This is a genomic window from Gulosibacter sediminis, assembly GCF_030011715.1.
In the GTDB taxonomy this organism is placed as follows: Bacteria; Actinomycetota; Actinomycetes; order Actinomycetales; family Microbacteriaceae; genus Gulosibacter; species Gulosibacter sediminis.
Genome location: NZ_JASCYH010000013.1, coordinates 52,069 through 66,360, shown reverse-complemented (window position 1 = coordinate 66,360; position 14,292 = coordinate 52,069). Strand labels below are relative to the sequence as shown.

Annotated in this window: 15 protein-coding genes and 1 pseudogene; 2 read left to right on the top strand and 14 right to left on the bottom strand. The window is 65.9% G+C overall.

The window, feature by feature from the left end:
* The 13 genes and pseudogenes from QM019_RS06395 to infA form a co-directional block, all read right to left on the bottom strand.
* Positions 1–177 (bottom strand): annotated as a pseudogene (locus tag QM019_RS06395) (phosphoglucosamine mutase); the annotation flags it as partial.
* 14 nt (positions 178–191) lie between these two features.
* Positions 192–680 carry a 30S ribosomal protein S9 gene (rpsI, locus tag QM019_RS06390; protein WP_282826557.1) on the bottom strand — a complete coding sequence of 163 codons (489 nt, stop codon included), beginning with the start codon at positions 678–680 and terminating at the stop codon, positions 192–194.
* Positions 681–707: 27 nt separating this feature from the next.
* The gene (gene rplM / locus QM019_RS06385) at positions 708–1,151 is read right to left on the bottom strand and encodes a 50S ribosomal protein L13 (RefSeq protein WP_125107016.1); all 444 of its coding nucleotides are present in this window, start codon (positions 1,149–1,151) and stop codon (positions 708–710) included.
* A 183-nt stretch (positions 1,152–1,334) separates the two neighbouring features.
* Positions 1,335–3,059: a ubiquinone-dependent pyruvate dehydrogenase gene (gene poxB / locus QM019_RS06380; protein WP_282852308.1), complete on the bottom strand. Its 1,725-nt coding sequence runs from the start codon at positions 3,057–3,059 to the stop codon at positions 1,335–1,337.
* A gap of 137 nt (positions 3,060–3,196) precedes the next feature.
* On the bottom strand, positions 3,197–3,415 hold the full coding sequence (locus QM019_RS06375) for a YbdD/YjiX family protein (RefSeq protein ID WP_282826552.1): 219 nt from the start codon (positions 3,413–3,415) through the stop codon (positions 3,197–3,199).
* Positions 3,415–5,709, bottom strand: coding sequence for a carbon starvation CstA family protein (locus QM019_RS06370; protein ID WP_282852307.1), 2,295 nt, complete (start codon positions 5,707–5,709; stop codon positions 3,415–3,417). The genes QM019_RS06375 and QM019_RS06370 overlap by 1 nt, the downstream gene beginning before the upstream one ends.
* Positions 5,710–5,812: 103 nt before the next feature.
* Entirely contained in the window at positions 5,813–6,712 is a 900-nt protein-coding gene (gene truA / locus QM019_RS06365; protein WP_345961019.1) for a tRNA pseudouridine(38-40) synthase TruA, read from the bottom strand.
* A 97-nt stretch (positions 6,713–6,809) separates the two neighbouring features.
* A complete protein-coding gene (gene rplQ / locus QM019_RS06360) occupies positions 6,810–7,379 on the bottom strand; it encodes a 50S ribosomal protein L17 (RefSeq protein WP_125107011.1) in 570 nt (189 codons plus the stop codon).
* A 44-nt stretch (positions 7,380–7,423) separates the two neighbouring features.
* Entirely contained in the window at positions 7,424–8,419 is a 996-nt protein-coding gene (locus tag QM019_RS06355; RefSeq protein WP_125107010.1) for a DNA-directed RNA polymerase subunit alpha, read from the bottom strand.
* A gap of 158 nt (positions 8,420–8,577) precedes the next feature.
* Positions 8,578–8,976 carry a 30S ribosomal protein S11 gene (rpsK, locus tag QM019_RS06350; protein WP_125107009.1) on the bottom strand — a complete coding sequence of 133 codons (399 nt, stop codon included), beginning with the start codon at positions 8,974–8,976 and terminating at the stop codon, positions 8,578–8,580.
* A gap of 50 nt (positions 8,977–9,026) precedes the next feature.
* Entirely contained in the window at positions 9,027–9,401 is a 375-nt protein-coding gene (gene rpsM, locus QM019_RS06345) for a 30S ribosomal protein S13 (protein ID WP_125107008.1), read from the bottom strand.
* Between the two features lie 173 nt (positions 9,402–9,574).
* Positions 9,575–9,688: a 50S ribosomal protein L36 gene (rpmJ, locus tag QM019_RS06340; protein ID WP_019619036.1), complete on the bottom strand. Its 114-nt coding sequence runs from the start codon at positions 9,686–9,688 to the stop codon at positions 9,575–9,577.
* An 80-nt stretch (positions 9,689–9,768) separates the two neighbouring features.
* A complete protein-coding gene (gene infA, locus QM019_RS06335) occupies positions 9,769–9,990 on the bottom strand; it encodes a translation initiation factor IF-1 (protein ID WP_019619037.1) in 222 nt (73 codons plus the stop codon).
* Positions 9,991–10,300: 310 nt separating this feature from the next.
* Between infA and QM019_RS06330 the strand changes: the two genes are divergently transcribed.
* Positions 10,301–11,668 carry an HNH endonuclease signature motif containing protein gene (locus QM019_RS06330; protein WP_282852305.1) on the top strand — a complete coding sequence of 456 codons (1,368 nt, stop codon included), beginning with the start codon at positions 10,301–10,303 and terminating at the stop codon, positions 11,666–11,668.
* Positions 11,669–11,793: 125 nt separating this feature from the next.
* On the opposite strand, the gene map is transcribed toward QM019_RS06330, so the two are convergent.
* Positions 11,794–12,636: a type I methionyl aminopeptidase gene (map, locus tag QM019_RS06325; protein ID WP_282852304.1), complete on the bottom strand. Its 843-nt coding sequence runs from the start codon at positions 12,634–12,636 to the stop codon at positions 11,794–11,796.
* Positions 12,637–12,770: 134 nt separating this feature from the next.
* On the opposite strand from map, the gene QM019_RS06320 reads away from it, so the two are divergent.
* On the top strand, positions 12,771–14,234 hold the full coding sequence (locus QM019_RS06320; protein WP_282852303.1) for an APC family permease: 1,464 nt from the start codon (positions 12,771–12,773) through the stop codon (positions 14,232–14,234).
* The last annotated feature ends 58 nt before the right edge of the window (positions 14,235–14,292 follow it).

Below are 14,292 nucleotides of genomic sequence, written 5' to 3'. Positions count from 1 at the left end.
GAACTGGCCTGAGATACGCGGATCCCGGGCGAGAACCGCGACCGGCCGCTCGCCGCGCTCGCGCGCTTCACGCGCGAGCACGACGGCGGCCGATTGAGCCAGGCCGACTGCGAGTTCTACGGTCAGGCGTTCGTTGGCGAGGCCACGAACACCATCCGTTCCAAAAAGTCGACCCACGTTGGCCCTTCCGATTAGCGCTTCGAGTACTGCGGAGCCTTGCGGGCCTTCTTGAGACCGGCCTTCTTGCGTTCCTTGACTCGCGGGTCGCGGGTAAGGAAGCCGGCCTTCTTCAGCTCGGGACGGTTGTGTTCTCGGTCAATCTCGTTGAGCGCACGCGCAACGCCGAGGCGAAGCGCGCCAGCCTGACCCGAAGGTCCGCCGCCGTGAATCTTTGCGATTACGTCGTAAGCACCGTTCAACGTCAGCAGGGTGAACGGATCGTTAATGAGCTGCTGGTGCAGCTTGTTGGGGAAGTACTCGTCAAGGGCGCGGCCATTGACGGTGATCTTGCCGGTACCGGGGACAACGCGCACGCGGGCAACAGCCTGCTTGCGACGGCCCACGGCCTGACCCGACACGGTGAGTGCGGGGCGCGGGGTGGTTTCGACAGCTTCCGAGGCCGGGGTCTCGGTGCTGAAGTTGGTGAGCTGCTCCGCGGTGGAGTCTTCGATGGTCGCCACTATCTCAGTCCTTCGTTCTTCGTGCCGCTACTGGGCAACCTGGTCAAAGGTGTAGGGCTTGGGCTGCTGTGCAGCGTGCGGGTGCTCAGGACCCGCGTACACCTTGAGCTTCTTGAGCTGGTCACGGCCGAGCGAGTTCTTCGGCAGCATGCCCCGGATCGCCTTTTCAACGGCGCGCTCCGGGCGCTTCTCGAGGAGCTCGGTGTAGCTCTCGGCGCGGAGGCCACCCGGGTAACCCGAGTGACGGTAGGCCTTCTTCTGCTCCAGCTTCGCACCCGTGAGCGCGACCTTGTCGGCGTTCACGACGACGACGAAGTCGCCGGTGTCGACGTGGGGAGCGAAGATGGCCTTGTGCTTACCGCGCAGGATGGCGGCAGCGTGCGAGGCGAGACGACCCAGGACGATGTCGGTTGCGTCAATGACGAACCATTCGCGGGTGATTTCACCTGCCTTGGGCGTGTAAGTACGCATAGCAATGCATCTTTCGTTCGAAGGGAATGGTCGTGAGTCCCGCTCGGTCGTCGTGTTGGCCCGCCGAATGACGGGTGAACGCGACAGTTGAGGGTCCACTTCGATGCCCGGGTAAGCGGGCAACCTGAATATGTTACTTCACGGCGTGGCAGCGGCGCAATGGCCTGCGGCGGATGCAGCGGCTTAGAAGAGCTGGCGGAAGTTCGCCCGCGCGAGATCGAGCAGTTCGTCGCCACGACCCGAGAGCACGGTGCGGATCGCGTAGAGCGAGAAGCCCTTCACCTGCTCGGCCGTGATCGCCGGGGGCATCGAGAGCTCCTGGCGCTCAACCACGACGTCGACGAGTGCCGGGCCGGGATGCGCGAGGGCCTCGGCGATGGTCGACTCGACGTCCCTTGATTCCTCGACGCGCCAGCCGCGGATGCCCACGGCCTCGGCCACCTTCGCAAAGTTCGGGTTCTCGAGATCAGTCGCGAACGTGACGAAGCCGGCCGCCTTCATCTCAAGCTCGACGAAGTTGAGTGACGAGTTGTTCAGCACGATGAGTTTCACCGGGAGCTGGTTCTGCGTCACGGTGAGCAGCTCCCCCATGAGCATCGACAGGCCTCCGTCGCCTGCGAGCGCGACGATCTGGCGGTCGGGGAACGCCGACTGGGCGCCGATCGCGTGGGGCAGCGCGTTCGCCATTGAGCCGTGGCTGAACGAGCCGATGAGACGTCGGCCGCCGCCGAGGTGCAGGTACCGGGCCGCGTAGACGACGGGCGACCCCACGTCGGGGATAAACACCGCGTCGTCGTCGGCCAGTTCGTCGAGCACGCTGGCGACGTACTGCGGATGGATGGGCCGCTTGCCGCGAGACGGTACGGCGAGTTCGTCGAGGCGCTTGCGCGTGCGCTCGTAGTGCTTCACCGAGTCGTTGAGGTGCGCCCGTTTGCGGTTGCGCTTGAGCAACGGCAGCAGGGCGCGCACGGTGTCGCCGACGTCGCCGACGAGGCCAAGGTCGAGGGGTGTGCGGCGACCGAGCTGCTCGCCGCGAATATCCACCTGCGCGACCTTCGCATCCTTCGGGTAGAACTGCTGATAGGGGAAGTCGGTACCGAGCATCAGCAGCACGTCGGAATCTTCCATGGCGCGGTAGCCCGAGTTGAAGCCGAGCAGTCCGGTCATGCCGACGTCGAATGGGTTGTCGTGCTCGATGTGCTCCTTGCCCCGCAGCGCGTGCACGATCGGCGCGCCGAGCACGTCGGCGAGTTCGACGACGTCATCGTGTGCGCCCGCGACACCAGCACCGGCGAGGATGGTGGGGCTCGACGCACCCGCAAGCAGCTTGGCGAGCTCCTGCAGCTCGGCCTCGGACGGCAGCACGCGCGGCTGTGCGGCCCGCACGACGTGTTCGCCCTCGTGGCTGGCTTGCTGCAGCGCGACGTCGCCCGGCAGCACGACGACGGCGACGCCGCGCCGCTCGATGGCCGCGCGCATCGCGATCTCGAGCACGCGGGGCATCTGTTCGGCCGACGAGACGAGCTCGGTGTAGACACTGCACTCGCGAAAGAGCTCCTGCGGATGCGTCTCTTGGAAGTAGTTCGAGCCGATTTCCTCACTCGGGATGTGCGCTGCAATCGCGAGCACGGGCACGCGCGAGCGCTGTGCGTCGAAGAGCCCGTTGATGAGGTGCAGGTTGCCCGGGCCACAGCTGCCGGCACAGACCGCCAGCTCGCCGGTGAGCTCGGCATCGGCCGCAGCCGCGAACGCCGCCGCCTCCTCGTGGCGCACGTGCACCCACTCGACCTGCTCGTCTTTGCGAATCGCATCGGTGAAGCCGTTGAGCGAGTCGCCCGGCACCCCATACACGCGGCGCACGCCGTTCACTCGAAGGTTGTCGATCAGATTCTGCGCCACTGTGACCATGGACTGCTCCTTGCCTCGCGTTTAGTACGGCCAGTCTTGCACTTGCGTACGAGAAGTTCTCGAACGCGGCACGGACAACGGCGGCCCCGATCCATATCGAATCGGGGCCGCCGCCGTACTTTCACTGCCGCGAGTCGCTAGCAGCAGCGCGCCGAAGGGTTCGCATCCTCGTCGCGCGCCTTCTGCCGCCAGAACTCACGCTCGCTCATCGGCGTGGCGTCGGGGTGTTCCCGGTGCAGGTGGTTCACGTACCGCTCGTACGCGTGCCCGCCCATCATGCCGTTGAGGTACCAGCTCGCGGTCGCGAACCAGGCCCGGATGCGCCCTGGCTTGTTCGAGTGCGTGGGCGCGGTCATTATTCGAGCGTCCGATCGCGCTTGTCCTCGGGCAGCTGCGCCCACTTCTCCATGAGCTCCTTCTCGGGCTGGGTCGCCGAGATGCCCGCCGGAGCGAAGGTCAGCGATGGCACCGGCTTCGGCTCCGACGTCGGCAGACCATCGTGCTTCCACGCCTGGATGATCTTCACGAAGGCCGCGCCAACAACGACGAGCGTGAGGATCGCGAACAGTACCGAGAGCGAGCCCTGCACCGCGGTGTTGCGCACGGTGGCCTCGAGCTTCGTAACGTCGGCGTTCGGATCGGCCGCGAGCGCCGAGTCGATGTCGGCGCGGGTGGCGAAGTGGTTGGCCCAGTAACCGACGTTGCGCACCGGCGAGAAAATCTTGTGCCAGGAGCCGACCATCGTGACGACAAGGTCGAACACGAGTGGAACGCCGGGAATCCAGAGGTACTTGAACATCCGGCGTCCGCGCTTCGCGAGGATCGCCGTGACGACCGCGAGCGCGACCGCCGCGAGCAACTGGTTCGCGATACCAAACAACGGGAAGAACGTGTTGATGCCGCCGAGTGGATCGGTGACCCCGAGCAGCAGGATGTAGCCCCAGCCCGCGACCATGAGCGCGGTCGTCAACCACACGCCGAGCCGCCAGTTGTTGTCTTTGATGCGCGGCCAGAAGTTGCCGAGCGCCTCCTGCAGCTGGAAGCGGGCCACGCGGGTACCAGCGTCTACCGCGGTGAGGATGAACAGCGCCTCAAACATGATCGCGAAGTGGTACCAGAAGCCCATGAGGCCCGGCGTGATGTTGTGCATGATGTGCGCGATACCCATGGCGAGCGTTGGCGCACCACCCGTGCGGGAGACGATCGACTCCTCCCCCACCTCGTCGGCCATCTGCTGCAGGAACGAACCGTCAACGTGCACGCCGTTGAGGCCGAGCGAGTTCACGAACATCGCCGCGCCCTCGACCGTGCCGCCCGTGGCCGCGACGGAAGCGTTCATGGCGAAGTAGAGGCCACGGTCGATCGACACGGCGGCGACGAGCGCCATAATCGCGACGAACGACTCCATGAGCATGCCGCCGTAACCGATGAACTTTGTCTGGCGCTCTTTGTGCACCATCTTTGGAGTCGTGCCCGACGAGATGAGCGCGTGGAAGCCCGAGAGCGCGCCACACGCGATGGTGACGAAGAGGAACGGGAACAGCGCGCCGCTGAACACGGGGCCGTCTGACCGGCTCGCAAACTCGCTGAACGCGGGCGCCGTGATCTCGGGGCGCACGATGACGATCGCCACTGCCAGCACAACGATGACGCCGATCTTCATGAACGTCGACAGGTAGTCGCGGGGCGTGAGCAGCAGCCACACCGGCAGCACGGCCGCGACGAAGCCGTAGATGATGATCGCCCACGCGATGGTCGTGTGGTCGAGCAGGAAGAACGACGAGCCCCACTCGGTCGCGGCGATCTGGCCGCCGCCGATGATCGCGGCCATCAGCAAGATGAAGCCGATCACCGAGACCTCGAGGATCTTGCCAGGGCGCAGATACCGCAGGTAGATGCCCATGAACAACGCGATCGGAATCGTCATGCCGACCGAGAAGACACCCCAGGGGCTCTCGCCGAGCGAGTTCACGACGACGAGCGCGAGGATCGCCACGATGATGATCATGATCGTGAGGGTCGCGAGAATTGCGGCGATGCCGCCGACGCGCCCGAGGTCATCCCGCGCCATCTGGCCGAGCGAGCGGCCGCGGCGACGCGTCGAGATGAAGAGCACGAGGTAGTCCTGTACCGCGCCCGCGAGCACGACGCCGACGATGATCCAGATCGTGCCGGGCAAGTAGCCCATCTGCGCGGCAAGCACGGGGCCGACGAGCGGGCCCGCGCCGGCGATCGCAGCGAAGTGGTGGCCGAACAGCACACGGCGGTCGGTCGCGACGAAGTCTTTGCCATTCGCCATGTACTCGGCTGGCGTGGCCCGATGGTCGTTCGGGCGCAGCAGGTGCTTCTCGATGTAGTTCGCGTAGAAGCGGTAGGCGATGAGGTAGGTGCACACGGCGGCAAACACGAACCAGATGCCGTTGACCGACTCACCACGCACGAATGCGAGCATGGTCCAGGCCACGCCACCGACAAGCGCGATGACCACCCACGTGATGATCTTGCCAGGAGTCCACTTCCTCGCTCGGTCGAGCGCTTTGGCGTCGGCGCCGGCCACCGGGTACCCCTCGGGGGTGTTGAGCTGGGACTCATCCCATTCGACGGGCGGATTCGCGGCGTCGTCGGCGCGCGATTCGTCGATCTTGGTCATTCTTTCTCGCTCTCACTGGTTCAGCTCTGCGTTGAGTTGACGCGCGCCGTGCGGGTGCGGCGCGTGCACCAGCTTAGTAAGGCACAGCGATTTGGCGAGATTCTTACAGCTCAAAAGCCTGGCGACGTGGTAACGCAACGACATTGTCGGGCCGCTTCGCCCGCGTCGCGAGCTGACGGGATGCGAGGTCAGCGTCGTCGGGGTACCCGACCTCGGTGAGGGTGAGACCCTTCGCCGCGAGCACCGTGAACGCGTTCGAGCGGCTGCGCACCTCAAGCAACTCGGGCACGCGGGCGAGCGGCAAGCGGCCCTGCCCGACCGCCGCGCACATTCCGACGAGCGAACGCACCATCGAGTGGCAGAACGCGTCGGCTTGCACATGAGCACGGAAGACGCCCCGACTGAGCTCCTCCCAGCGGAACTCCTGCAGGGTGCGGATTGTCGTTGCCCCTTCGCGCGGCTTGCAGAAGCCCGCGAAGTCGTGCAGCCCGACGAGCACCTCGGCGGATGCGTTCATCGCGTCGAGATCGAGGGGTCGTCGTACGACTGTGGTGCGGTGGCGCTCGAGCGGGTTCGCGACCGAGGTTGAGTCGGCGAGGCGATATTCGTAGCTACGCCAGAGCGCCGAGAAGCGGGCGTCGAACTCCGGGCCGACCTCGCGCGCGCCGGTGATGACGACGTCCGAGTCGGCTCCGAGAATGCCCGCACAGCGGCGCACCAGCGCGGCCGCGGGTTCGTCGTCGGCGCGCCCACGCACGGTCGACGCCCACACCTCGTCGTCGAGGTCGAGGTGCGCGACCTGGCCGGTGGCATGGACGCCAGCATCCGTTCGTCCAGCGACCGTGAGCAGCGGGCCGCTGTCGGGCAGCGGTCGGTACAGGATGCGCAGCGCATCCTCGAGCGTGCCCTGCACGGTGCGCAGCTCGGGCTGCGCGGCCCAGCCGCTGAAGGCCGTGCCGTCGTAGGCGATGTCGAGGCGCACGCGGACATTCATGGCGACCATCTTGCCGTATCCCTGCGCCTGCCGGGCCGAGGCGCTCGCAAGGAAACGAGGAAGGCCCCCACCGATTGGCAGGGGCCTTGCTCTTGGTGCGAGGAGACTACTTGGTTTCTTCCTCGGCAGCGTCGTCGGCAGCAACCTCGTCGGTCGCCTCGGCGGCGGCCTCGTCGGGCTCGACCTCGGCGGCAGCCTCGGCTGCCTCGGTCTCGACGGCGGCCTCGGCCTCAACGTCCTCGGTCACCACGTCGTCCTCGACAACCGGCGCCTCAGCGACGGGGGTCTCGGCAGCGGTGTTCTTCACCTTCGGCGTGACGGGCTCGAGTACGAGCTCAATCACGGCCATCGGCGCGTTGTCACCCTTGCGGTAACCGGTCTTGATGACGCGGGTGTAGCCGCCCGGGCGCTCCGCGACGAGCGGCGCGATCTCGGTGAAGAGCTCGTGCACGACACCGCGGTCGGTGATCGTCTCAAGCACCTTGCGGCGGTTGTGCAGGTCGCCACGCTTGGCCTGCGTGATGAGGCGCTCGGCGACGGGCTGGAGGCGCTTCGCGCGGGTCTCGGTGGTCTGGATGCGCTTGTGCGTGAACAGCTGCGCGGCCATCTGGCCAAGAATCATGCGCTCGTGGGTGGGGCCGGCGCCGATGCGAGGACCCTTTGTAGGCTTAGGCATTCTCGTGATCTCTTTCTGAAACTAGGTATCCGCGTCTGCGCGGTTTAGATGTACTCGCCGCTGTCTTCGCCAGCACCGTAGAAGTGGGTGCCTTCGAAACCGGGCACCGAATCCTTGAGGCTCAGGCCCATGCTCGACAGCTTGTCGCGCACCTCATCTACCGACTTCTGACCGAAGTTGCGGATGTTCATCAGCTGCGTCTCGCTCAGCGCAACGAGCTGCGACACCGTGGTGATGCCCTCGCGCATGAGGCAGTTGTACGAACGAACCGACAGGTCGAGGTCGTTAATGCTCATCGACAGTTCTTCGTTGATGACCTGGTCAACCGGCGCGGGGCCGATCTCGATACCTTCAGCCTCAACGTTGAGCTCGCGTGCAAGCCCGAACAGCTCAACCAGCGTACCGCCAGCCGACGCAACCGCGTCGCGCGGCGACATCGACTGCTTGGTCTCGACGTCGACCACGAGGCGGTCGAAGTCGGTGCGCTCACCCGCACGGGTGGCCTCGACGCGGTAGGTGACCTTGAGCACCGGCGAGTAGATCGAGTCGACCGGAATCTGGCCGGCCTCGGAGTACTCGTTACGGTTCTGCTGGGCCGAAACATAGCCGCGGCCACGCTCGACCGTCAGCTCAAGCTCGAACTTCGCGTCGTCGTTCAGCGTCGCGATGACGAGGTTCGGGTTGTGAATCTCCACACCGGCGGGGGCGGAGATGTCAGCGGCAGTCACTTCACCGGCGCCGGTCTTGCGCAGGTACGCGGTGATCGGCTCGTCGTGCTCGCTCGAAACAACGAGCTGCTTGATGTTGAGGATGATTTCGGTGACATCCTCTTTCACGCCCGAAATGGTCGTGAACTCGTGCTGCACGTTGTCGAGACGAATGCTCGTAACGGCCGCGCCGGGGATCGAGCTGAGCAGGGTGCGACGCAGCGAGTTGCCGAGCGTGTAGCCGAAGCCAGGCTCGAGCGGCTCGATGACGAAGCGCGAACGGTACTCGGAGACGTGCTCCTCGGTGAGGGTGGGGCGCTGTGCAATGAGCACTGTGTGGTTCCTTTCGGCAAAGCGTCCGCTATATGACGCTTGGCGTGTGCGTGAGGGGCGATCTCACGTGAGGTAGGTAGTGGTGCGAAAGACAGGCGGTCCGGCGGGTGCCGGAAAGTCGCCCAACCCTCGAGGCGAGGGCCGGGCGACTGGGGGCGTTAGACGCGACGACGCTTCGGCGGACGAGCACCGTTGTGCGCCTGCGGGGTGACGTCGGTGATCGAACCGACCTCGAGGCCCGCGGCCTGCAGCGAACGGATGGCGGTCTCGCGACCCGAACCGGGGCCCTTCACGAAGACGTCAACCTTCTTCATGCCGTGCTCCTGCGCCTGGCGAGCAGCCGACTCCGCGGCGAGCTGCGCGGCGAACGGGGTCGACTTACGCGAACCCTTGTAGCCAACAGCGCCCGACGAGGCCCAGCTGATCACAGCACCGGTGGTGTCAGTGATCGAAACGATCGTGTTGTTGAACGTCGACTTGATGTGCGCCTGGCCGACGGCGACGTTCTTGTTGCTCTTGCGGCGCGGCTTGCGCGCGGCGGTCTTGGGGGTAGCCAATTCTTCTCTCCTACGAAATTCGGTTCACTCACATCCGCAATGCGGATGGGTTACTTCGCCTTCTTCTTACCGGCGACGGTGCGCTTCGGGCCCTTACGCGAACGCGCGTTGGTCTTGGTGCGCTGACCGTGCACGGGAAGACCGCGACGGTGGCGGATGCCCTGGTAGCTACCGATTTCGACCTTGCGGCGGATGTCGGCTGCGACCTCACGGCGAAGGTCACCTTCAACCTGGTAGGTGCCTTCGATGTGGTCACGGAGGGCAACGAGCTGCTCGTCGCTGAGGTCCTTGACTCGGGTGTTGCCGTCGACGCCGGTAGCCTCGATCGCCTCGAGGGCGCGGGTGCGGCCGATGCCGTAAATGTAGGTGAGTGCAACCTCGACGCGCTTTTCGCGCGGGAGGTCAACGCCTGCTAGACGTGCCATTGGAGTGTGCTCCTAGATGGTGAGAGGTGTGGTGCAGCAGTTGGGCCCCGGCCTCGTGCCCGGAGGTGTCCCCGACCTTGGTGCGATCGGCTCTTACCGCTGCGATTGCAATATTGAGTTGTGCGCCGCCGAGGCGGCAGATGCGCGTCGGGCGCGGGGCCCGCCAACCGCAACTAGCCCTGGCGCTGCTTGTGACGCGGGTTGTCGCAGATGACCATGACGCGGCCGTGACGACGGATCACGCGGCACTTGTCGCACATCTTCTTAACCGAAGGCTTGACCTTCATGAGTGTTCTTCTTTCTTCGCTGGCCTCGTGCTGACGCGGGTGCGCCAGCCGTTCCTTATCCGGCCGAAACGAACTGCAAGCTACTTGTAGCGGTAGACGATTCGGCCACGCGTGAGGTCGTAGGGGCTGAGCTCTACGATCACTCGGTCTTCGGGAAGGATGCGGATGTAGTGCTGCCGCATCTTGCCGGAGATGTGTGCGAGGACCTTGTGTCCATTGGAAAGTTCGACACGGAACATTGCGTTCGGCAATGCTTCGATGACCGTGCCCTCGATCTCGATGACGCCGTCTTTTTTGGCCATAGCCTCACTGTCGCTTGCTGTAGTTCGCCGCATGCCGGTCATGCGGAAATCGACTTCTCGCAGACATGCCAAAGCAGGCACGACAAGCCGACTTTCAACTATAGGCTGGCGCGCTCGCGAAATGCAAGGGGGAGTTCCGTTCAGATCCCACGGAACTCAGACAGCCCGAGCCTAACAGCCTTGCGTGCAGAACACACTCATCGCGAGCCGTGGGTTTCGGATGCGTTCCCTCGTGCATGTCGGAGGCTCGTGGTCCACTTCAGTTACCGACAACGGCACACCTCAGCAGCGTGGGAGGAGGCGGCGCGACATGACCAGCACGGCACCCGAGTTTGACGATGACCACACCGACGCGTCGCTCCGCGTCGCGCTCGAGCAGTTCCATGCCGACCTGCGCGCGCGGGCCGCCGTCGACGCATCCGACTACCGCACCTATGCCACCATCTACGACACCGCCGAGGCCTTCACAGCGCTCGATTGCGGGCCCGCCATCACTGCCACCAAACGTGCCGAGACGTTCCAGCGGCACCTGCGCTCTGTCGCGGGCGAATTCGCGTGCGACTCGCAGTTCACCGACAACGCGCTGATGAACCGCGCGCGCAATGCGCACAACCTGTTCACAAAGTTCCCGTACTGGCACGATGCCCTCGCCGAGGCCTCCGTGCAGGCAGGGCACGTGGCCGCGATGCTGCGGTACCACTCCCCTGTTCCGGCGCAGCTCTACGACACCTACGGCAATGGCGTGCTGCGATACGCGAAGGCGCACACGGTGCCGCAAACCGAGACCTATGCCAAGAAGCTCGCGGCGAAGCTCGCGAGCGAGGAATTCGAAGAGGCACACAAGCAGGCGTTCGAGCAGCGCCGCGTCATCGTCAACCACGACGACTTTGGTATGGCCTACCTCACTGCCTTTATCCCGTCTGTCATCGCGGCCGCCATCGACGAGCGTCTGTCGCGCGACGCCGAGGCGATGATCGACGCGGCCAAGCAGGAGGGTAAGGACCGTCGGGACGAGCCCGAGTTCGAGGCCGATCTGCGCACGCGCGACCAGCACCGCGCCGATGCCCTCTCCGACACCCTGCTCACGGCGACAGCACAGACGATCCTCGAGGGCCCTGCCGAGGGCGCCGCCCGCGTCAAGGCCACGGTCAGCATCGTCACGCCGGTGCTCGCACTACGTGACCCAAAGTTCGCCGAGGACTTCGCTCAGGCGGGTGGCCCCGACACCAGCGCCGGGGTGGCGATGCTCAACGGCATCCAGCCCATGAGCGCCGACGAGGCCCGGCAGTGGGCGGCCGACGGCGAGCTCGAGCGCATCCTCACGCACCCCATCACAGGGCACGTGATCACCGCCGACACCTACGCGCCGACCGCCTCGCTGCGCCGGTATCTCCGGGCCCGCGACGTCGTCTGCCGCTTCCCAGGTTGTCGCCGACCGGCGCACCGCAGCGAGCTCGACCACACGGTCGCGTGGCAGGACGGCGGCAAGACGCACCCGGGCAATCTCGGGCATCTCTGCCGGGCGCACCACACACAGAAGCACGTGCAGCCTTGGCAGGTTGTCAACCTCGGCGGCGGAGAACTGGCCTGGATCACACCCGAGGGGCGCACCATTCACGTTTCACCCGAACCGCCGGGGCCCCGCTTTGTCGAGGTGCACGATCCGCCACCCTTCTGAGGGTGCGGTCTGCCGACGAACGGGCCAACGCACCCCAGCACCCCAGCGCATCCACAGAGCCCATCAGGGTCACACCGCTCGTCACATCGAGAGCGGTACTCGGGATGCGCTGGGGCGCTTTTGCGCTACGGCACGGGAACGGGAACGACCCCAAGCGGCGCGAGACCCGCGGCGCCACCGTCGGCGGCGGTGGAGACCCAGATACCTCCTTTATGGCGCAGCACAGTGTGCTCCCAGTGGGCGCTCGGTGTTCCGTCGATCGCGCGCACCGACCACTGGTCGGGGTCGGTTCGCACGTCGGGGCTGCCGGCGGTGAGCATGGGCTCGATGCAGATCGCGAGGCCGGCCTTCACGACCGGCCCGCGGCGGCGCACGCGGTAGTTGAAGACGGTCGGCTCCTCGTGCATGTCACGACCGATGCCGTGCCCGGTGTAGCCCTCGAGGTTGCCGAGCGGACCCTCGTCGAGGTGCATGTCGATCTCGTCCTCGATGGCGCCGCCGACGTCGTTGAGGTGGCGGGCGGATGCGACGGCGGCGATGCCGGCCCACATGGCGGCCTGCGCCGCGGCGCTCGTGCGGTGCGCATCCAGCAGCCACTGCTCGGCATTCTCGCGCTGTGGCTCACCCGGCACGATGAAGGTGCGGGCCGAGTCGCCGTTCCAACCGTTCAGCTGGGCGCCGCAGTCGATCGACACGATGTCGCCGGGCTGCAGCGGCGTCTCGTTTGGGATCCCGTGCACGACCACGTCGTTCACCGACGCGCACACGGTGTGGGCGTAATCCTCGACCAGCTTGAAGCTCGACTCGCCACCCCCAGCGAGGATCACACGCTCGGCGATGGCATCGAGCTCGAGCGTCGAGATGCCTGGGCGGATGGCCGCCTCGACTGCATCCAGGGCCTGCGAGGTGAGCAGACCGGCGGGCACCATGAGGCGCAGCTCTTCGGGGGACTTATAGATCGAGCGCATGGCACCGAGCCTACTCGGCACACCCCGCGTCTCGGGCCGGTAAAGAGGCGTCACTCATACTGGACGTTCCGTGCTAACTTGCTGGAAAACTCCACGACGGCATCCGCGCCATACAACGACGTTAGGAACCACGCATGTCCGCCAGCCCAACTCTCACAGACCGCAACTCCCCGGAACCAACAGGGCTGAAGCGCACGCTCGGCGTCTGGAGCACCCTCACCCTCGGCGTCGGCGCCATGGTCGGCTTCGGCTGGGTCACGCTCGTCGGCGGCTGGATCGAAAGCGCCGGCTCGCTCGGCGCGACCCTCGCCTTTGTCGTCGGCGGCTTCATGATGGCCATCGTGTCGCTCGTCTACGCCGAGCTCGTCGCCGCGATGCCGAAGGCCGGCGGTGAGCACAACTACATCATCCGCGCGATGGGCCCGCGCTGGTCGTTCATCGGCTCGTGGGCGATCGCGGGCGGTTACGCCACCGTCGTCGCATTCGAGGCGGTCGCGCTCCCCCGCGCCATCGACTACGTCGTCGACCTCGAGCAGATCCACCTCTGGACGGTGAGCGGCTCCGAGGTCTTCCTCATCTGGGCGCTCGTCGGCTCGGTCGTGGCGGTGCTCATCACGATCATCAACATCCTCGGCATCAAGGTCGCGGGCGGCGTGCAGATGTTCGTCGTCATCTTCCTCTTCGCCATCGGCGCCCTGCAGATCTTCGGCTCGGTCACGGGCGGCGAGGGCGCGAACTTCGAGCCCTTCTTCACCGGCGGCTCCGCGGGCTTCTTCGCCGTGCTCATCGTCGTACCGTTCCTCTTTGTTGGCTTCGACGTGATCCCCCAGGCCGCCGAAGAGGTGAACATCCCGCCGCGCAAGGTGGGCAACATCTCGTTCATCTCGGTGCTCATCGCCGCGGCCTGGTACATCATGATCGTGCTCACGGTCTCGTCGGCCCTCACGCACGACCAGATGGCAACCTCTGGCCTGCCGGCGGCGGATGCGATGGGCGCGCTGTTCGGCAACCAGTTCTTCGCGAACCTCATGGTCGCGGCCGGCGTCGCCGGCATCATCACGTCGTGGAACTCGCTGCAGCTCGGTGCCTCGCGCCTCATGTTCTCGCTCGCCCGCGGCGGCATGCTGCCCGCGTGGCTCGGCAAGCTGCACCCGAAGTACGGCACGCCCGCGAACGCGCTCATCGTGCTCGGCGCCATCGCGACGATCGCCCCGTTCTTCGGCGCCTCCGCACTCGGCTGGATCGTCGACGCGGGTTCCCCGATGATCGTCACCGCCTACCTGCTCGTGTCGATCTCGTTCGTGATCCTCCGCGTGCGCGAGCCGCGCATGGAGCGCCCGCTGCGCATCGGCGGCAAAGGCAAGTTCGGCGTCGTCATCGGCGGCCTCTCGATCGCGATCACCGCGTTCCTCTGCTCGCTCTACCTGCCCGGCATGCCCGCCGGCATCGGCATCGAGTCGTGGCTCATCTTCGGCGTGTGGTGGATCGTCGGCGCCGCGTTCTTCATGGCGATCCCGGGCGGCGTGAAGCCGGGCCCGAACGCCGAAGAGGAGCTCTACGAAAAGGTGCTGCAGAAGTTCCCGCGCCGGCGCGGCTAGCGGGTCCCGGCCCGCGCCCGATTCAAATCACATCAGACCACTGCAAATTAAACGAATG